The 17671-nt window shown below is 63.1% G+C and carries 17 protein-coding genes and 1 pseudogene; 7 read left to right on the forward strand and 11 right to left on the reverse strand.

Annotated elements, in window-relative coordinates; translation table 11 throughout:
- Both NKH67_RS23250 and NKH67_RS23255 read left to right on the forward strand, forming a co-directional pair.
- The coding region (locus tag NKH67_RS23250) for a TOBE domain-containing protein (protein ID WP_353031868.1) at positions 1–368 on the forward strand (368 nt) is incomplete at its 5' end.
- A 246-nt stretch (positions 369–614) separates the two neighbouring features.
- Entirely contained in the window at positions 615–896 is a 282-nt protein-coding gene (locus tag NKH67_RS23255; RefSeq protein WP_352474067.1) for a hypothetical protein, read from the forward strand.
- Between the two features lie 12 nt (positions 897–908).
- Here NKH67_RS23255 and NKH67_RS23260 read toward each other — a convergent pair whose 3' ends face one another.
- Entirely contained in the window at positions 909–1889 is a 981-nt protein-coding gene (locus NKH67_RS23260) for an AraC family transcriptional regulator (RefSeq protein ID WP_352474069.1), read from the reverse strand.
- Positions 1890–1980: 91 nt separating this feature from the next.
- Here NKH67_RS23260 and NKH67_RS23265 point away from each other — a divergent pair.
- Positions 1981–3203, forward strand: a pseudogene (locus NKH67_RS23265) (MFS transporter).
- Here the strand turns inward: NKH67_RS23265 and NKH67_RS23270 are convergent.
- Entirely contained in the window at positions 3200–3547 is a 348-nt protein-coding gene (locus NKH67_RS23270; RefSeq protein ID WP_023675184.1) for a GFA family protein, read from the reverse strand. The pseudogene NKH67_RS23265 and the gene NKH67_RS23270 sit on opposite strands and share 4 nt — an antisense overlap.
- Positions 3548–3667: 120 nt before the next feature.
- Here NKH67_RS23270 and NKH67_RS23275 point away from each other — a divergent pair, with 120 nt between their 5' ends.
- Positions 3668–4963: an amidase gene (locus NKH67_RS23275; protein ID WP_352502602.1), complete on the forward strand. Its 1296-nt coding sequence runs from the start codon at positions 3668–3670 to the stop codon at positions 4961–4963.
- A 14-nt stretch (positions 4964–4977) separates the two neighbouring features.
- Here the strand turns inward: NKH67_RS23275 and NKH67_RS23280 are convergent, their stop codons facing one another.
- From NKH67_RS23280 to NKH67_RS23300, 5 genes are read right to left on the reverse strand one after another with little or no spacing between them, the layout of a single operon-like run.
- Entirely contained in the window at positions 4978–5361 is a 384-nt protein-coding gene (locus NKH67_RS23280) for a hypothetical protein (RefSeq protein ID WP_352474072.1), read from the reverse strand.
- Positions 5362–5403: 42 nt separating this feature from the next.
- Entirely contained in the window at positions 5404–6384 is a 981-nt protein-coding gene (locus tag NKH67_RS23285; protein ID WP_352502603.1) for a hydroxyacid dehydrogenase, read from the reverse strand.
- A 1-nt stretch (position 6385) separates the two neighbouring features.
- Positions 6386–7102: a FadR/GntR family transcriptional regulator gene (locus tag NKH67_RS23290; RefSeq protein WP_292661187.1), complete on the reverse strand. Its 717-nt coding sequence runs from the start codon at positions 7100–7102 to the stop codon at positions 6386–6388.
- A gap of 1 nt (position 7103) precedes the next feature.
- Positions 7104–8273: a mandelate racemase/muconate lactonizing enzyme family protein gene (locus tag NKH67_RS23295; protein WP_292661184.1), complete on the reverse strand. Its 1170-nt coding sequence runs from the start codon at positions 8271–8273 to the stop codon at positions 7104–7106.
- A 55-nt stretch (positions 8274–8328) separates the two neighbouring features.
- Entirely contained in the window at positions 8329–9216 is an 888-nt protein-coding gene (locus tag NKH67_RS23300) for a sugar phosphate isomerase/epimerase family protein (RefSeq protein ID WP_352448392.1), read from the reverse strand.
- A 392-nt stretch (positions 9217–9608) separates the two neighbouring features.
- Here NKH67_RS23300 and NKH67_RS23305 point away from each other — a divergent pair, with 392 nt between their 5' ends.
- From NKH67_RS23305 to NKH67_RS23315, 3 genes are all read left to right on the forward strand, one after another.
- A complete protein-coding gene (locus NKH67_RS23305) occupies positions 9609–10664 on the forward strand; it encodes a sugar phosphate isomerase/epimerase family protein (RefSeq protein WP_352474077.1) in 1056 nt (351 codons plus the stop codon).
- A gap of 155 nt (positions 10665–10819) precedes the next feature.
- The gene (locus NKH67_RS23310; RefSeq protein ID WP_352502604.1) at positions 10820–12007 is read left to right on the forward strand and encodes a Gfo/Idh/MocA family protein; all 1188 of its coding nucleotides are present in this window, start codon (positions 10820–10822) and stop codon (positions 12005–12007) included.
- A 226-nt stretch (positions 12008–12233) separates the two neighbouring features.
- Positions 12234–13085, forward strand: a complete 852-nt coding sequence (locus NKH67_RS23315; RefSeq protein WP_352502605.1) for a sugar phosphate isomerase/epimerase family protein — start codon at positions 12234–12236, stop codon at positions 13083–13085.
- A 25-nt stretch (positions 13086–13110) separates the two neighbouring features.
- Here NKH67_RS23315 and phnE (NKH67_RS23320) read toward each other — a convergent pair whose 3' ends face one another.
- From phnE (NKH67_RS23320) to phnC, 4 genes are all read right to left on the reverse strand, one after another.
- Positions 13111–14478, reverse strand: coding sequence for a phosphonate ABC transporter, permease protein PhnE (phnE, locus tag NKH67_RS23320; protein ID WP_352502606.1), 1368 nt, complete (start codon positions 14476–14478; stop codon positions 13111–13113).
- A 67-nt stretch (positions 14479–14545) separates the two neighbouring features.
- On the reverse strand, positions 14546–15502 hold the full coding sequence (phnE, locus tag NKH67_RS23325) for a phosphonate ABC transporter, permease protein PhnE (RefSeq protein ID WP_352474083.1): 957 nt from the start codon (positions 15500–15502) through the stop codon (positions 14546–14548).
- 159 nt (positions 15503–15661) lie between these two features.
- A complete protein-coding gene (gene phnD, locus NKH67_RS23330) occupies positions 15662–16570 on the reverse strand; it encodes a phosphonate ABC transporter substrate-binding protein (protein ID WP_352474085.1) in 909 nt (302 codons plus the stop codon).
- Between the two features lie 90 nt (positions 16571–16660).
- Positions 16661–17527 (reverse strand): phosphonate ABC transporter ATP-binding protein, encoded by an 867-nt coding sequence (phnC, locus tag NKH67_RS23335; protein WP_352502607.1) that lies wholly within the window; start codon positions 17525–17527, stop codon positions 16661–16663.
- Positions 17528–17671 lie beyond the last annotated feature (144 nt).

Raw genomic sequence — 17671 nt, forward strand, 5'->3', positions numbered from 1 at the left:
CCCCCCCCCCCCCCCCCCCCCCCCCCCCCCCCCCCCCCCCCCCCCCCCCCCCCCCCCCCCCCCCCCCCCCCCCCCCCCCCCCCCAAAAGACGGGCGCGGCGACCGACGGTCGCCCGCTCGTCTTCGGAATTCGCCCTGAAGACGTCTATCTCGAGACCGGCGCGCCGGTCGAGGCGCGGGTCCACGATGTCGAGAACCATGGCGTCGAAAAGATCCTGACGCTGCGGGTCGGCGACACCATGCTGCGCGCCACCGTGCCGGCCAGGACCGACGTGCAGATAGAGCAGCCGGTGCGCTTTGCCTGGAACCCGGACAAGGTGGTGCTGTTCGACAAGGGCAGCGGAATAAGCCTGCGTCACGCCGGCTAAGTACAAGCCTCTTTGCTGCAGCTAGAACGGATGCGTTCAAATCGAGCCGTGCATACCGCTCTAAACCATGTGTTTTAGCCGCATTTGTGCGACGTCGAGTGATTCCCTTGGCTGCTAAATGCTCGAGTCTTCCCGTCATCCCCCATACGGGGGATGCGGATGCTCCGATTTGTCGAATAGGCTGATCCTTTGGTCCCAAACGGGCTTTGCAAGCCCAATTTGGAGGCCCAAAACGGAGGGTTGGCTATGGGAACTCTATTTCGCGGTTTTGCGACGATCCTACTCGTCGCCGGTATGGGATTGTCGGCGGCGCATCTGGGCGAGGCGCAGGCAGCCAAGAAAGTTGTCGCCGGCGCGAAGGTCGACGCCAAGAAGATCAAGGATCTCAACGGCACGGTCAATCTGTCCACCAGCGACTGCAAGCTGTTGTTGAGCGGCACCGTCGTGGAAGTCTCGGATGGCAGGTGCGGGGCTTCCGGTAAATATTGCAAGAGCAGCGCCGGCTCGGCCTGCATCACCGAGCAATAACCCGGCCAACGTTTAGCCGGCCTGGCGGATATCAGCCTGTTCCTCGGCCCGGAAATGGCTAGGCGGCGATCCGATGACCCGTTTGAAGGCGCGGCTGAAGGAGGCGTCCGATTCGTAGCCGAGACGAGCCGCGACGACGGAAATCTTGAGCCGGTCGCGGACCAGCCATTGCCTCGCCTGGTGCATCCGCACCTGCGTGACGTACTTTGCCGGTGTTTCGCCGACAATGGTTGCGAAGCGCTCGGCGAAACCTGATCGCGAGGCACCCATCATCTTCGCCAGAGCTTCCACCGTCCAGTCGCGGTTCGGTTCCAGATGGATCGCGGCCAGCACCCGCCCGATCTCGCGGTCCCTGACCGCCGCAATCCATCCGGAAGAGTCGCCGCAGCCGCGCTCGACCCATGAGCGGATGACGGTCGCGGCGAGCACATCGGCCAGCCGCGCCAGGATGCCGCCGGAGCCGACGCGCTCCATCGTCACCTCGCGGGCCATCGCTTCCAGCAAATGCGGGATACCTGGCTCATAGGCCTCCAACTCATGTGCGCGCATCACGTCCGGCATCATGCCGAGCAAGGGGTGCAAGCCATCGAGATTGAAATACATGCTGCCGAAAAACAGCAAGGTCCCCGGACGGCAGCCGGGCATGCCGTCATTCGACATGCAATAGACACCCTTGCAGATTTCCTCGACCTCATAGCCGTGGATCGGCGCCGCCTCGGTACCCGGCTCGCTCGCCAGCGTGTGGGCTGAGCCGCGCGGCAACAATACCGCGTCGCCAGCCTTCAGTTCCACCCATTCGCCGGACGGCTGCAGCAACCAGCAGCCTTTGCGGCCGATGAAATGAAACCGTGCCGCCGCCTGAGCCGGAAAATGGATGCCCCAGGGTTCCTTCATCTCGCAACGGCCGTAATCGACGCCTTCGAGGCGCAATCCGCGCAATATGTCTGTCAGCGGATCACCGGTGACGGGGATTTTGGACGAACGGTCAAGCATAATGGTGTTTCTAGCATGGAAACTCCAGACAGTCACTCCCTATGTTGCACTGCAGCCAGATGCTGCGCTGCAACCAGATCGGAGATCCCTCATGACCGAACCCGCGACAGGCGTCATGGACGCCGTTCTCGACCCATCGGAAACCGGCGAACGATCCGAGCCCGCATGGGGGGCAGTGGTCTCCCTGGCGCTCGGAGTCTTCGGCCTGGTGACCGCGGAATTTCTGCCTGCCAGCCTGCTGACGCCGCTTGCGCAGGATCTCGGCATCACCGAAGGCGCCGCCGGGCAGGCGGTAACGGCAACCGCCGTCATTGGCGCGATTGCGGCGCCGACCATGGCCATTGTCACCAAGCGGCTGGACCGCAGGTTGGTCATGTGGGCGCTGACGGTGCTGCTTGTGCTGTCAAACCTGGTGGCCGCGTTTGCGTCCTCGCTTCCCGTTCTTCTGATTGCCCGCATCATGCTCGGGATCAGTCTTGGCGGCTTCTGGTCGATGTCGGCAGCCATGGCGATGCGGCTCGTTCCGATGCGGCTGATGCCGCGCGCCATGTCGATCATTCTCACCGGCGTTTCGGTGGCGACGGTCTGCGCGGCTCCGGTCGGCGCCTATGTCGGCGACATCTGGGGCTGGCGGACGGCGTTCATGATCGCCGCCGTGGTCGGAGCGCTGGCGCTGCTGGTGCAGGTGGCTACCATTCCGAAGCTGCCGCCTGCAGGTACGGCGGTTTTCGCACGCTGCTGGAGGTGATGAAGCGGCCGATGATCAGGGTGGCACTGCTGGTGGTACTACTGGTCGCCTCGGGACATTTTGCCGGCTTCACCTATGTCCGCCCGTTTCTCGAGAAGGTGCCCGCGCTGGACATCGAGACGATCTCGCTTGTGCTGCTCGCCTACGGCATTGGTGGCTTCTTCGGCAATTTTGCCGGCGGCTTAATTGCCGAACGCAGCCTCAAGGCAGCCGTCAGCCTGGCGCCCCTGCTGATCGCGTTTTCGGCGCTCCTGCTGCTGGTGGTCGGAGGTTCACCCGTCGTGGCTGCAATAGCAGTGGCCAGCTGGGGCTTTGCCTTCGGCGCCGTCCCAGTCGGGCTGCAGACCTGGCTGGTGCGGGCCGCCCCCGATCAGGCGGAAAGCGCCGGTGGGCTCATGGTTATGACGTTCCAGGTCGCCATCGCGTTGGGCGCCGTCTTCGGCGGCCTGCTGGTCGACAATACCGGCGTTGCCACCGCCTTCGCCTATTGCGCGGCGGCGACGTTGCTTGCGGCACTGGCGGCGTTCTTCCTTGGCCCCAAGCCGATCGACGACCCCAAGGCCTAAACGGAACGGCCGTCGAAGTCGAAGACCGGCACGGCGGCGACGTCCAACGCCTCGATGCAATTGATATTGATATAGGCACTTCGCCCGCTCCCTTCGCCGACATCCTCGGCGAAGGGGTGAATGCCGCAGCTGCGGCAGAAGCGGTGGGCGATGACATGGTTGCCGAAGCTGTAGCGGCCGAGATCATCGCCCCAGGCAAGCACCCGCATGCTCTCATGCGGAACTGCCCATAACAGTGCACCCTTGCGCGAGCAGATCGAGCAATTGCACCGAACGGCTCCGGTCAGCTCGCCTTCGACCTCGAACGCGACCTTGCCGCAGTGGCAGCTGCCTTGGTAGAGCATCGGGCCTTCCTCCTTCGGTTCGACAGGTGCAAATCCGACCGCGCCGGGCTATGTCTCCTGCGGCCAGTTTCTGGCTGCTACCTTAAGACGTTGCAAGCGCGCGGAGTCCGACACCGAAAAATGCAATCAGCCCGCGATCACCTCGAAGCAATTCTTTCGCCTCTTGCCGCTCGCGTCGACGATGAGAGGGTTTTCGTAAAGCTCTACCCGGAAGTCGCACGGGCGGCGGCGGACGCCACCGATGCGCGGCGAAAAGCCGGCGTCACGCTCGGGCCGCTCGATGGGGCGATCGTCTCGATCAAGGATCTGTTCGATGTCGCCGGCGAGCCGACCACGGCCGGCTCTCTGCTGCTCGCCAACGCAGCGCCGGCGCTGCGGGATGCCATTGTCGTGCAACAGTTGCGCCAGGCCGGTGCAATCATCCTCGGCAAGACCAACATGACCGAGTTCGCCTTTACTGCAATCGGCGTCAATCCACATTATGGCACGCCCGGCAATGCTAGCGATGCCAGCCGTATTCCGGGCGGCTCCTCCTCAGGCGCCGGCGTTTCGGTGGGCGAAGGCACCAGCGAAATCTCCATCGGTTCCGATACCGGTGGTTCGGTGCGCATTCCGGCATCGCTGAATGGCGTCGTCGGTTTCAAGCCGACTGCGCGGCGCGTGCCGCTTGCGGGTGCGTTTCCGCTGTCAGCCACGCTGGACTCGATCGGTCCGCTGGCCCGCACCGTCGCCGAATGTGCCGCGGCCGATGCAGTGATGTCGGGCGAAAACCTGGCGGCACTGTTGCCGCTGCCGCTGGACGGCCTGCGCATCGGTATTGCGCGCGGCGTGCTGTTCGATGATACGCAGGAAGAGGTCGCGACGACGTTCGACCGGTGTCTGCGCAAGATAGAGCTTAGCGGCTCACGGCTTGTGGAGCTGTCGATCGACGACCTGCTTGCCGATCTGCGCGTGGCAACCCAACGCGCGTCGATCGCGGCGATGGAAGGGGCGGAGATCCATGCCGACTGGCTGGCGGCGGGAGCGACGAGGCCGGTCGACCCGCGGGTAAGCGGGCCATTGTCGCGCGCCGCCGCCATTCCGGCCACGGTTTATATCAGGGCAATGCGCCGCCGCACGGCGCTGGCCGCCGCGATGGATGACCGGCTGGCGTCGGTCGACGTGCTGGCCCTGCCGACCACACCGGTGACGGCGCCGACGATCGTGTCGATGACCAGCGACGAGGCGCTGTGCAACAGGATGGAAGGCCTTCTGCTGCGCAACACGCAGGTCGCCAACCAGTTCGATCTATCAGCCATCTCGCTGCCGATGCCCGGAATGACGCGTCCGGCCGGGCTGATGCTGGTGGCGCGCAATGGCCATGACCACCACCTGCTGCGCATCGCAGCCGGCGTGGAGGAGCTGCTTGCAAATTGATCGGATAGCGCGTGTCAGCGCGACGAGCAGTGGCCGCGTTCGCTGTCCTTGGCGGCGCGTTCGATGCTGGTGGCGACCAGCCAAGGCAGGGTGTACCGCTTGCCGTTGAAGGTCCGGGTACGGTTCTCGATCGAGCCGACAACAACGACCTTGCCGGCATAGAGCTTGTCTGAAAGATCGAGCGCCTTGTCTTGTTGCGGCAGGCGATCGATGTCGATTGAAACGCCTTTGATGAGCTTCCCAGCAGCAAGGTCGAGTGCGCTGTTCGATGGACAGGGCGCCGCCAGGCAGCGTATGCCGTTGTCGCAGAACACGTAGCTGCCCTGTTCGTTGGCGAAGGCTTGCGCCGTCGCCACGCAGAAGCCGGCGGTCAGCAGAAATTTTGTGACGCTTGCCATGCCGGCACCATCGCCGGCGAATTCGGGAAAATTGGGGCGCTTTCAGAAATCGGCAGGGAACCGCCGCCGGTAGTGCTCGACCACTTCGGGGTTGCGCAGATTGACCGGCAATCTGTTGGCCAGCACCAGCAAGGCTTCGCCAGCCGCGCCGACGCCCATGCGCATCATCGACTGCTCGGTAATCCCAGCCATGTGCGGGGTGACGATGACGTTGTCGAAGCCAAAATAAGGATGGTTGGGCGGTAGCGGTTGTGTAGCAAAAACATCGAGCGCAGCGCCGCCGATGCGCCCCTTCTGCAAGGCCTCGATCAGCGCGTCGTCATCGATCACCGGCCCGCGCGAAACATTGATCAGCAGCGCATCCGGCTTCATCCGCGCAATGCGCTCGCGGCTGATCAGCCCCCGTGTTTCGGGCGTCAGCGGGCAGCACAGAACGATGATGTCGCTCTGCTCGATGAGTGCATCGATCGACAGGAAGCCGACCCTGTCCGGCGCCGGCCGCATGCTGCGCGTCGTCGCCACCACATTCAGATCGAACCCATGGGCGGCGATGTGGCCAACCGCCTGACCGATCGCGCCGAGGCCGACAATGCCGATCGTCTTGCCCGCTAGCTCGCTGGCTACCACCGTGTGTTCGCGGCCCGCCAGCCAGCCCTTCGCACGCAAGTCGCGGTCCAACACACGGAAGCGCCTAAGCAGCGCCAGCGCCGCGAACATCACATATTCGGCGACAGATCGCGCGTTCACCCCCGGCACATTCGCCACCAGCACGCCGGCCGCATTGGCCGCTTCCATCGGTACCATGTCCAGCCCGGCGCCGTGGCGGATTGCGGCCCTGAGCTTCTTCGCGCCTTCGAAAAGCGCCGCAGGCAAGGGAGCGCGAACGATGATGACATCGGCGTTCCTCGCCTCGGCGGCCAGCGTGGCCGCATCGAGGGCGGAAGCAACGACGAGTTCGCCGGCCCCGGTCAGCATGGAAGCGGCACGAGGGTGCAGTCTGTGTGTTGACAGGATCTTGGGCATTTCAGGCCTTTTCGAGCGCAGGGCTTTCCGGTTCCGCCCCACGCCCCTCGATCAGCCCCTTCCAGTAGCTTTCCGCGCCTTGCAGGTGGGCGCTCATCAGCGCCTGGGCGAGATTGCCGTCGCGGCGCAGCAGCGCCTCGTAGATCTGGATATGCTCGGCATGGGAGCGCACGCTGCGTTCGGGATCGTTGAAATAGATCGGCAGGCGCAGTTCACCCATCATGTAGTAGACGCTGCAGATATTGTGGAAGACGCTGTTCTTGGTCGCCCGCACGATCTCGAGGTGGAACTCGCGGTCTTCCCGGGCAAGCCCTTCACCGGCGGCGATGCGATCCTCGGAGGCCTTCAGGATCTCGCGCAGCCGCTCGAAATTCTCCTCGGTGGCGCGTGAACAGGCAAGTTCGGCGGCCTTGATCTCGTGGATCTTGCGCAACTCGACCGTCTCGTAGATCTGGACGGGATCGAGCGGCAGGCCGGCGCGGGCGAACAGCGCCATCGCCTCGACGCTCGCCTGCTTCGTATCGATGTAGATGCCGGATTTCGCCCGTCGCTCGACGATGCGCATGGCCTCGAGAATGGCCAGCGCCTCGCGGATCTGGCCGCGGCTGACACTGAAATGCTCTGCCAGTTCGCGCTCCGACGGCGTGCGGCCCGTCTCCTTGTCCGAATGGGAGAACAGATAGGCGGCGAGTTCCGCGAGAAGGTTCTTTTCTTTCATGTCAGCCGTGTTGCGCGTGCGCCTCCAGGAACCGCTCCGAAATGGTGAATCCCAGCCCGGGTCTATCAGGGATCGCTACCATACCGTCCTTTGCTTCGACAGTCTCTTCGATCAGATCGTGGATCATCGGGTTGGCGCCGAGCGAATATTCGACGGTGAAGCTCGCCGGCGAAGCGGCGCAGACATGCAGCCCGGCAAAGAAGCAGGGTGCGCCGGCCCAAAGATGCGGCGCAAAGCGCAGATTGAAGGCGCTGGCGATGGTGCCGATCTTCATCGCCTCGCTGATGCCACCGCAAAAGGCCGGATCCGGCTGGAAGATATCGGCGGATTTGAGCACGGCGAGGTCGCGGAAGGCATAGCGTGTCGCCTCGCTTTCGCCGGTGGCGATCGGGATCGAACCGCAGGCGCGCACCTCGGCCATGCCGGGCTTGTCGTCGGCGATCACCGGCTCCTCGAACCAGGCGAGATCGAGGTCGCCGGCGAGATGGATAAAGCGCTTGGCTTCGGCCACCGTGTAGGTGCCGTGCGCGTCGACCATCAGGTCGATATCGGGACCGAGCGCCTGTCTGGCGGCACGGACGCGAGCGGCCGAGATGTGTGGGGCGCCGTCCATGGCGCCGACGCGCATCTTCAGCGCCTTGAAACCGCCCTTGGCGATGTAGGACTGCAGCTGGTCGCCAATTGCTTCCGCAGTGGCCCAGCCGCCGGAAGCATAGGCCGGCATGCGGTCCAGCTTGCGGCCGCCGAGCAGCCGCCAGACCGGAACGCCGAGCGATTTGCCAAGAATGTCCCACAATGCGATGTCGACGGCGCTGATAGCGGCGATGCTCATGCCGCGTCGCGCCAATTGCGGCATGGCGTGGCCGGCGCGAGCGGCGCTGTCGTGGCGCGTGCCATTATAGAGCATCTCCCATATGACGCCGATGTCGGCCGGGTCGCGGCCGACCAGCTGCGGGCCGACCTCGTAGTTCAGCAAATGGACAAGGGCGCCGTAGCTGCCGGCGCTGCCGGCGGCATTCTTGCCTTCGCCCCAGCCGACCAGCCCGTCGTCGGTTTCGATGCGCAGGATGGCGGCGTCGAACGTCGCCACCTGACCGAAGTCGCTGCGGTGCTGCTTCGCGGCTTCGATCGGTATGCGGACCCACCAGGCTTGGACCGTCTTGATGCGCATGTTCATCCTCGGCCCGGCCGCGGTGAGGCGGAAGGGCTCTTTCCAAACGGCTCGGCTACTTGATCAGCGGCAGCAGCGTTTCCGCGTTGATGCGCATCTGGTCGGTGTAGAATTTCTCCGTGAGCACGCTGGAGCCGTGGTCCTGAATGAATTTCAGCTGCTCCGGCGAGATGTCGACGGGGTTGCGTTCGACCATGTCGGGATAGGGGGCAGCCGGCGTGCGGTCGACGGGGGCGACGAATTCATTGGTCAGCGCGCCGTCATAGCCGATCTCCTTCAGCGTGCCGACGATCTTCGGCCAGTCGATCTGCCCGAGGCCGGCGGCGAAGCGGTTGTTGTCGGCGACATGGAAGTCGTACAGGCGCTTGCCGACCTGCCGGATGGCGTCGTAGACGTTAAATTCTTCCATGTGGATGTGGTAGGCGTCGAGGCAGACGCCGCATTCGGGGCTGACCGCATCGGCCAGCGCCAGTGCCTGGGCGCCGCGGTTGAACAGATAGGTCTCGAAGCGGTTGAGTGGCTCGACCGCGATCTTGACGCCGACCTTCTTGGCGTGGGTGAAGCATTCCCGGGTGGCGTCGACCACCCATTTCCACTCCTCTTCCTCGGTGCCGTCCGGCACCACCTTGCCGACGGTGGCCGGAACCAGCGTGATGATCTCGCCATCAAGTTCGCTGACCATGGTCAGCACGTCCTTGACATACTGCACCGAGCGCTCGCGCTGGCCCTGGTCCTTGGCGGCGAGATTGCGCTCGCCCAGCATCAGCGTCACCGCTCCCCAGCAGCGAATGCCGTACTCGTTCAACAGTGCGCGCGTCTCCTTGGGCTTGTACTGATCGGGTTCGCCGGAGATCTCGATCGACTCGTAGCCGAATTTCTTGATGCGCTTGAGCGTCGTTTCCAGCGGCTCCGCCCGCATCCAATTGTGCGTCGAAAGATGCATGGTCTATCCTTCCCAGAATCGCCTGTACCAGTTCGCCTGCGGCGCACTCTGCCGAAGCGTGCCGCATGATTCTTCCCCAAGGCGTCCCAGCATTTTTTGCAAACTGGTTCGACCAATTGGGCCTGATGGGAGGTCTACAGTAATTTCATCTGGACGGCAAGAAGTGCTGCCATCAAGCGTTGGCTCCTGTCTATGCTATTGATTATACTTAAACATGCGGCCTAACTCGGCATGGTTGCAGGACCGCGGCAGCGCGTCAAATGGCTTGACCAGATTTCGGCATTTGGTAATACCAGAATAGCGGCGCTGAGCGCGCTGTGCAAAGAGACCAAAGACGCTGGCCCTGTTTTCAATCGGCGCTATGCTTGGTCGTGAAACATAGGGAGATGCCGATGCCGACGACGATGAAGGGGCCTGGTCTGTTCCTGGCGCAGTTTGCGGGCGACGCCGCGCCGTTCAATTCGCTGGCCTCGATCACCAAATGGGCGGCTGGTCTGGGCTACAAGGGCGTGCAGATCCCGACATGGGACGCCCGATTGTTCGATCTCGAGAAGGCAGCCTCCTCCAAGGCCTATTGCGACAAGGTGAAGGGCATCTGCGCCGATGCCGGCGTCGAGATCACCGAACTGTCGACGCATCTGCAGGGGCAACTGGTGGCGGTGCATCCCGCCTATGACGCGCAGTTCGACGGCTTCGCGCCGGCTGCGGTGCACAACAATCCAAAAGCCAGGCAGCAATGGGCGGTCGAACAGATGAAGTTCGCCGCCAAGGCGTCGAAGAATCTCGGGCTCAAGGCGTCGGTGTCGTTTTGCGGCGCGTTGGCCTTCCCATACCTCTACCCCTGGCCGCAGCGGCCGGCGGGATTGATCGAGGAAGCGTTTGCCGAACTCGGCAAGCGCTGGAAGCCGATCCTCGACGTTTATGACGAGAACGGCGTCGATGTCGGCTACGAAATCCATCCAGGCGAGGACGTGTTCGACGGCGCGACATTCGAGATGTTCCTCGATGCGGTCGGCGGCCATAAGCGCTGCAACATCAACTACGACCCGTCGCACTTCCTGCTGCAGCAGCTCGACTATCTCGAATTCATCGACATCTACCACGAGCGGATCAAGGCGTTCCACGTCAAGGATGCCGAGTTCAATCCGACCGGGCGGCAAGGTGTCTATTCCGGTTACCAGAGCTGGACCAACCGTGCCGGGCGTTTCCGCTCGCTCGGTGACGGGCAGGTGGATTTCAGCGGCATCTTCTCCAAGCTCACCCAATACAATTACGATTCATGGGCGGTGCTGGAATGGGAATGCTGCCTCAAGCACCCGGAGGATGGTGCGGCCGAAGGCGCTCCCTTCATCCAGCACCACATCATCAGGGTGACGGAAAAAGCATTCGACGACTTCGCCGGCGGCACGACCGATAAAAAGGTGCTGCGCGGCATGATGGGGATCTAGCACAGATATCCCTCCCCCTCGAAGGGAGGGTCGATCCACGCAGCGGATCGGGGTGGGGTCGCCGGGCGTAGAGCTCGGCATGAACCAACCCCACCCGGCCCTGCGGGCCACCTTCCCCTCAAGGGAGGGATATTTCAGTGACGAGGGAGAAAATCATGGTTGGCGCATCGAAGACGGAAACGGGAGGCGGTCCGATCCGCTACGGCATGGTTGGCGGCGGACAAGGCGCCTTTATCGGCGCGGTGCACCGCATCGCGGCGCGCATTGATAACGAGTTCGTGCTGGTTGCCGGCGCCTTGTCGTCGAATCCGGAGCGCGCCAAGGCCTCGGCGGCCGAGCTTGGGCTCGATCCGGCACGCAGCTACGGCTCCTATGCCGAGATGGCCAAGGCCGAGGCCAAGCGGCCGGATGGCATCGAGGTGGTGGCCATCGTCACGCCGAACAATGTGCACGTGCCGGCCGCCAAGGCTTTTCTCGAGGCCGGCATCCACGTCATCTGCGACAAGCCGCTGGCGACGACGCTGGCCGAGGCAAAGAAGCTTGCGGCTCTGGTCGAAAAGACCGGCAAGGTGTTTGTGCTGACGCATAACTACACCGCCTATCCGATGGTGCGGCAGGCACGCGAGATGGTGGCCAAAGGACAGCTCGGCGATATCCGCATCGTGCAGTCGGAATATCCGCAGGACTGGCTGACCGAAGATCTGGCCGCCACCGGCCAGAAGCAGGCTGCGTGGCGCTCAGACCCCAAGCAGGCCGGTGCCGGCGGTGCGCTGGGCGATATCGGCACGCACGCCTACAACCTTGCCCGTTTCGTCTCCGGGCTGGAGCTCGATTCGTTGTCGGCCGATCTCGATGCCTTCGTGCCGGGGAGGCTGCTCGACGACAACATCAATGTGCTGCTGCGCTTCAAGCCGGTCGGCGGGTCGCACCCGGCCAAGGGAATGATCTGGGCAAGCCAGGTGGCGCCCGGCCACGAGAACGGGTTGAAATTGCGCATCTACGGCTCGAAGGGCGGCCTCGAATGGGTGCAGGCCGACCCGAACTATCTCTGGTACACGCCGTTCGGCCAGCCGAAGCAGTTGATTACCCGTAATGGCGCCGGCGCGCTCCCCGTCGCCGGGCGCGTCAGCCGCGTTCCGCCAGGGCATCCGGAAGGCTATCTCGAAGGTTTCGCCAACATCTATCAGGAAGCCGCGCGGGCTATTCGTGCAGCGCGCCGGAAGGGCGGGAAGCCGGCCAAGGATGTCGTCTTCCCGACCGTGCAGGACGGCGTCGAGGGCATGGCCTTCATCGAGGCCTGCGTGAAGTCGTCGAAGAAGAACGGAGCGTGGACGAAGCTTTAATCGCTGCGCCCGGTTAATGGGAGTCCCCGTCACCCGGATTGCCAGCCGAATTGCAAGGCAATTCGGGGCAATCCGACCTTTCCTCGTGGGGAGAGGAGATCGTTGGCGCTGGCGTTCACCTCTTTTCCCCGGCGGGGAGAAGGTGGCCACGAAGCGGCCGGATGAGGGGGCTTGTGGCGAAGTCGCCGGAGGAGCAAGCCCGGCCGTAAAAAGGGGAGGGGCGTCGATGAAAATCGGCATGTGCATGTTGTTGTGGACGACCAGTGTCTCGAAAAAACACGAGCCGTTGTTGAGGGACATCAAGGCGACCGGCTTCGACGGCGTCGAGATACCGGTCTTCTCCGGCACGCCGGACAACTACAGGAAACTCGGCGAGCTGCTCGACCGTATCGGGCTGCAACGCACCGCCGTCTCGGCGATGGGCGATCCGGCGATGAATTTGATCTCGCCGGATGCCTCGACGCGCAAGGCCGGGATCGACTACATGAAATCGGCGATCGACTGCGCTCAGGCGCTTGGCGCGAACACGTTGAGCGGCCCGCTGCATTCGACACTCGGAGCCTTCTCCGGCAGCGGGCCGACGGCGGCCGAGAAAAAACGTTCGATCGCTTCGCAACGCGCCATTGGCGACTATGCCGGCAACAAGAGCATCACCATCGGGCTGGAGGCGCTCAACCGCTTCGAATGCTATCTGCTCAACACGATGGACGATTTGTCGGCGCATATCGACGCGATCGACCGGCCGCACATCAAGGCGATGTACGACACCTTCCACGCCAACATCGAAGAGGCCGACCCGATCGGCGCCTATATGCGCAACCGCAAGAACATCGTCCATATCCATATTTCGGAGAACGATCGCGGCGTGCCGGGCCGCGGCCACGTCCCCTGGAAGGAGACTTTCTCCGCCATTCGCAAGAGCGGCTACGACGATTGGCTGACGATCGAGGCGTTCGGGCGTTCGCTGAAGGATCTGGCCGCGGCCACCAAGGTGTGGCGCGACTTTTCCGAAGGCCCGGAAGCTGTTTACCGCGACGGCTACAGGCATATCAGGAATGGATGGAGGAAGGCGCCCTAACCGCACGCCTGCGCAACGCCCCCCGTCAGCCCTGGCCGGCCTGGATCCGGTTGTAGTCGTGGATCGTCCTGCTCAAGCGGCGGCGCAGGAAATTGGAAATGTTGTCGAAGATGAAAACGACGAGCAGGACCAAGAGCACCATGTAGAAGACATTGGCCCAGTTGGAATTGGTGCGCATGGCCTCCCAGAGCTTCAGGCCGATGCCACCGGCACCGACGGCGCCGATGATCGTCGCGCCCCTGGTGTTGGATTCCCACTGATAGAGTGTCTGGCTGATGAAGACCGGGATCACTTCCGGCAGCACGCCATAGCGCTGCACCAGCAAGCCGTTGGCGCCGGTCGACTGGATGCCCTCGCGTGGCTTGTCGTCGATGTTCTCGAGGCCTTCCGAATAGACTTTGCCGAGCGTGCCGATCTCGGTGAAGAAAATCGCGGCGCTGCCGGCAAGCGGCCCCGGGCCGAAGGCGCGGGTGAAGAACAGCGCCCAGATCAGCATGTCGACCGAACGCATGAAATCGAAGAACCGCTTTAGCACCTGGCTAAGCAGGCCGCTCGGGGTGATGTTGCGGGCGGCGAAGAAGGCGAGCGGGAAGGCAACGATGCCGCCGAGCAAGGTGCCGAGAAACGCCATGACGATGGTCTGGAACAGCTTCGTCCAGACGTCGCCATGCTGCCATTGGGCGTTGTTCCAGATATTATCGGCGGCCAGCGCAATGTTTGATGTGCCCGGCTTGAGCTGGGGTCCGGACACCAGCAACGAGACCACCTCGCCGGGCGACTTGCCGAAGAAGGGCGAGCGTGTGTCGAAGACGAAATTCGCCCAGCCGAGGAAGCGCTTGCGGACCTTGACGCGATCGACGGTTATACGGACCTCGCCGGCAAAGCCCATCCTGGCGACGATCTCATCGTCATGCGCGGTGATCCACTCCGGCACCGGGCCGGATATTACCGGTTTGCCGCTGGCCAAGGACACCGGCACCGTCTGGCCATTGGCGACCAGCGTCGCCTCGGTCTTGTCGAAGATGACCGATTTGGCCCGGCCGTCGATCAGGATGGTGTAGGAACCGTTGGCGTTGGTGATGACCCAATCGGGATGCGGGTCTTCGCCGAGCGCCGAAAAACGCGGGTATCTGGGTGTGATCTGAGGCTGGTCGAGACGGAATTCCGGCTGCAGATCGTAGCTGATCCATTGCGTCAGGAAGAGCGGCAGGCGCTCCCAGTGCGATTCCCTCAGCACTTGCGGCAGGCTGAAGAACCACAAGGCGTAGAGGAGATAGAGCAGGATGCCTGTGAACAGGACCAGCGGGCCGAAGCGTTTGTACAAGGGCCGCCGGAACACTTGGGGAAAGCGCTCCTCGATCGACCGCATCTCATCGGCGGTCATTGCGGCCATGGGCAGTCTTCTTGTTGATTTGCCATGATCTTTTCCAAAAACCGGAATCCACTTTTTGGGATCATGGTCAGGCACCCATCATGAATGCCTGCTCGCCGACGAGCTTGCGGCGTAGCCAGGCGGAAAACTGGTCGACGAGGAAGATCGTCGTGAACAGCAGCAGCACCAATGCCAGCGTCTTGGCGCCGAAGCCGCGCGAGATGGAGAGCTTCAGTTCCTCGCCGATGCCGCCACCGCCAACCGCGCCGATAATGGTCGAGATACGCACATTGATCTCGATCCTGAGCAGCGTGTAGGACATGAAATTGGGCAGCACTTGCGGCAGGCCGGCAAAGCGCACGCGCTCGAACCAGTTGGCGCCGACCGCGCGCAGGCCTTCTTCGGCGCGCATGTCGATGTTTTCGTTGATCTCGTAGAAGAGCTTGCCGAGGGCGCCGATGGAATGCAGGCCGATGGCGATGATGGCTGCGACCGGGCCGGTCGAGAGGATGGCTGCGAACAGGCCGGCAATGACGATCTCGGGGAAGGCGCGAAGCAGTTCCATGAAGCGCTTGACAACGAGCCTGAGCATCGGACTGGGCGTCAAGTTGCGCGCGGCGATGAAGGAAAAGGGCACCGCAAAGACAAAGCCGATGAAAGTGGAAACCAGCGCCACGTTAAGCGTGGTGAGCATCAGCTCGAAATATTCGGGTAGATAAAAGCCGCCCCAGAGATAGACGCGGCCAAGCGGGAAGTTGAACTCTTGGCTGCCCTTGTCATGCGGCGATGCGATGTCGAACAGCGCCCGCCAGACGTCGTTCCAGTCCTTGGGAACAAGCCAACTAAGGAAATCCAGTATGTGCGGCAGCCGGTCGAAGAAATGTCCGGCATTGGCCTCGTCGGCGAACCACATGGCTGTGCACATGGCGACAAGCAGTGAGCCGATGCCGAGCGCCGTGTAGAACCGGCGCAAGGACGTCTGGCGTCGCCAGGCGTCTGCTGCCTGCCGGACCGCGTCTGAACGAATTGTAGCGGCGAAGGTCATACGGGGTCACGAGCGGACACACAAAAAGGGCGGCGACCGCATCGGCCCGAAAGTCGACTTTCGGAAAGCACGATGCGGCATCTAAGTGTTAGAGCGTACTTTGTGCGTCCAAGTGGACGCACGTCGCTCTAATGGACGCCGTCCTTTTCGCAATTGTCGTCAGCCGCCGATCGCGGCTTTGCGGGCTTCGACGATGACGCTGTAGAAGTCCGGCTTCACCGGAACATAGCCGGTGAAATCGCCGCCTTCGATGGCCTCGAAGCAAGGCTTGTCCTTGGCCGGCAGGCCGGTGAAGAAGTTGGCGAGCTTGGCGCTCATGTCGCCGCCGAGTGCGGTGCGCACGACCAGCGGGCCGTTCGGGATCAAGCCGGAGCGCCAGACTTCAACGAAATCGTTGGGGTCCACGGCGCCCTTGGCGACTTCCTTGTGGAAGGTGCCGGACGTGTAGCCGTTCTTGAAGTCGCCGATGCCCGAGGAGTCGTCAACCGCAACATCGACCTTGCCGTCGCGAACCGCGAGAAGGTTGTTCTCGTGGCCGCCATTGAACTGGGTCGAGGCGAAGAAGGTTTCGTTCGAAGCGCCGGTGTCCTTCGGGATCTGGGTCAGCGGGATCAGGTAGCCGGAGGTCGAATCCGGGTCGGCATAGCCGAGCTTCTTGCCCTTGGCCGACTTGATGTCGGTGATGCCGGACGACTTCAGCGCAAGGCCGATCGAGTAATAGCCGGTCGCGCCGTCGGTCTGCTGGGTGGTGAGGATCGGGGTCACGGCGTTCGGATCCTTGAGGTAGACGCTGGCATAGCCCGACGCGCCAAGCTCTGCGAAATCGAGCGTGCCGCCGAGCAGGCCCTGGATAACGCCGTCATAGTCGGCGGCCGGGAACAACGAGACCTTCTCGAAGCCGAATTCGGACTTCAGGTGATCGGCGAGGCACTGAAAGTTGCGCAGCCGGTCCGCTTCGTTTTCACCGCCAAGGATGCCGATGCGGAATTCCTTGATATCCTGGGCGTGAGCGGCGCTTGCCGCGATGGCGAGCAATGAAACGGCGCCAAAAACCATCTTCCTGAACATTATCTCTCTCCTGTTGGTCCCGGCCTCGCGCCGGTAGCGTTAGAATTTTTTGACAGGTGCCTTTGACGCGGGCGGGCGATCAGGCCGTTCTCAATATCCCGGGAATGCGGGCTCGAGCGGTCCGGCGGATGCAGCGATTTTCTGTTTGATGGCGACACTGGTGGAGGTGATGGCCTCGGAGATTTCGCCGCCATTGCTGTCGGTGCCGTAGACCATGCGCACGGCCTCGCGGTTGAGGGCTTCGGGCGAGCCGTCGAAGACGACCTTGCCGGCGGCCATGCCGATGATGCGGTTGCAGTAGGTGCGGGCCGTATCCAGCGTATGCAGATTTGTGATGACGGTGATGCCCTCGCGCAAATTGATGTCCTGCAGCGAATCCATCACCACCTTGGCGTTGAGCGGATCGAGCGAGGCAATCGGCTCATCCGCCAGCAACACCTTCGGCTGCTGCATCATGGCGCGCGCAATCGCAACGCGCTGCTGCTGGCCGCCGGAAAGCGTGCCGGCCGGCTGCAGGGCGGTGCGGGCGATGCCGAGGCGCTCGAGGGCTGCAACCGCCTCGGCGCATTCACCGCGGGAGAACATGCCAAATAGGTTGGACACCGTCGAGCGGTGGTTGAGCCGGCCGAGCAGCACATTGGTCAGCACATCGAGGCGCGGCACGAGATTGAACTGCTGGAAGATCATGGCGCAGTCGCGCTGCCAGCGCCGGAGCGGCGAGCCGCGCAACCCGGAGACCTCGACGCCGTTGAACAGGATCGATCCCTGGCTGGGATCGATGAGGCGGTTGATCATGCGCAGCAGCGTCGATTTGCCGGCGCCGGAGCGGCCAATGATGCCGACCATCTGGCCTTGCGGAATCGCGATGTGAACATTGCTGACGGCGGTGTTCTTGCCGAACCGGCGGGTGACGCCGCGGATTTCGAGCGTAGCTGACATTTCGAGCGTAGCTGACATGGTGCAGGCTCCAGTCCAATCGCAATTGAAGGTCTGTTTACCCTGGCTAGCGCAGCCGCATGAACCTGCGGTGTCGGAACGATGTCAGTTTTGTTACCGCCCACAGCCTGGAGCGGCGCGGCCGATCCAGCACGAGAAGCTCGA

It is taken from the genome of Mesorhizobium sp. M0968 (assembly GCF_040319065.1).
Lineage (GTDB): Bacteria > Pseudomonadota > Alphaproteobacteria > Rhizobiales > Rhizobiaceae > Mesorhizobium.

Bases quoted from the DNA above. Each gene is read 5' to 3' on its own strand.
- NKH67_RS23255 (WP_352474067.1), top strand. From the start codon at position 615: ATGGGAACTCTATTTCGCGGTTTTGCGACGATCCTACTCGTCGCCGGT.
- NKH67_RS23260 (WP_352474069.1), bottom strand. From the start codon at position 1,889: ATGCTTGACCGTTCGTCCAAAATCCCCGTCACCGGTGATCCGCTGACA.
- NKH67_RS23270 (WP_023675184.1), bottom strand. From the start codon at position 3,547: ATGCTCTACCAAGGCAGCTGCCACTGCGGCAAGGTCGCGTTCGAGGTC.
- NKH67_RS23275 (WP_352502602.1), top strand. From the start codon at position 3,668: ATGCAATCAGCCCGCGATCACCTCGAAGCAATTCTTTCGCCTCTTGCC.
- NKH67_RS23280 (WP_352474072.1), bottom strand. From the start codon at position 5,361: ATGGCAAGCGTCACAAAATTTCTGCTGACCGCCGGCTTCTGCGTGGCG.
- NKH67_RS23285 (WP_352502603.1), bottom strand. From the start codon at position 6,384: ATGCCCAAGATCCTGTCAACACACAGACTGCACCCTCGTGCCGCTTCC.
- NKH67_RS23290 (WP_292661187.1), bottom strand. From the start codon at position 7,102: ATGAAAGAAAAGAACCTTCTCGCGGAACTCGCCGCCTATCTGTTCTCC.
- NKH67_RS23295 (WP_292661184.1), bottom strand. From the start codon at position 8,273: ATGCGCATCAAGACGGTCCAAGCCTGGTGGGTCCGCATACCGATCGAA.
- NKH67_RS23300 (WP_352448392.1), bottom strand. From the start codon at position 9,216: ATGCATCTTTCGACGCACAATTGGATGCGGGCGGAGCCGCTGGAAACG.
- NKH67_RS23305 (WP_352474077.1), top strand. From the start codon at position 9,609: ATGCCGACGACGATGAAGGGGCCTGGTCTGTTCCTGGCGCAGTTTGCG.
- NKH67_RS23310 (WP_352502604.1), top strand. From the start codon at position 10,820: ATGGTTGGCGCATCGAAGACGGAAACGGGAGGCGGTCCGATCCGCTAC.
- NKH67_RS23315 (WP_352502605.1), top strand. From the start codon at position 12,234: ATGAAAATCGGCATGTGCATGTTGTTGTGGACGACCAGTGTCTCGAAA.
- phnE (WP_352502606.1), bottom strand. From the start codon at position 14,478: ATGGCCGCAATGACCGCCGATGAGATGCGGTCGATCGAGGAGCGCTTT.
- phnE (WP_352474083.1), bottom strand. From the start codon at position 15,502: ATGACCTTCGCCGCTACAATTCGTTCAGACGCGGTCCGGCAGGCAGCA.
- phnD (WP_352474085.1), bottom strand. From the start codon at position 16,570: ATGTTCAGGAAGATGGTTTTTGGCGCCGTTTCATTGCTCGCCATCGCG.
- phnC (WP_352502607.1), bottom strand. From the start codon at position 17,527: ATGTCAGCTACGCTCGAAATGTCAGCTACGCTCGAAATCCGCGGCGTC.